Annotated in this window: 1 protein-coding gene; it reads right to left on the bottom strand. The window is 53.5% G+C overall.

Going from position 1 to position 310, the window contains the following annotated elements; genetic code table 11:
• Positions 1-310 (bottom strand): MFS transporter (locus tag LZP73_RS19765; protein WP_234236613.1); only part of this gene is annotated, 310 nt, incomplete at both ends.

Raw genomic sequence — 310 nt, 5'->3', positions numbered from 1 at the left:
ATCCCTGCCACGGCGGCGGTGACTTTGCCGGGTTTGATAATTTTTGATAACACGATCGCGCCGACGCCAAAAAATGCACCATGCGGAAAGCCGGAAACCAGCCGACCAATGGCGAGCATCAGGTAAGACGAAGAGAGCGTGAACATGGCGTTGCCAATGACGCACAACGCCACCAGAAACAACAAGATATGTTTGAGTGAGTAGCGGCTGGAAAAAAGCGCGATTATAGGCGCACCGACCACCACCCCCAGCGCATAATACGAGATCATATGCCCGGCGGCAGGAATCGAAATTCCTACGTTATGCGCCA

It is taken from the genome of Shewanella sp. AS16 (genome assembly GCF_021412365.1).
GTDB classification, from domain to species: Bacteria; Pseudomonadota; Gammaproteobacteria; order Enterobacterales; family Shewanellaceae; genus Shewanella; species Shewanella salipaludis.
This window is presented reverse-complemented; position numbering and strand designations above follow the sequence as displayed.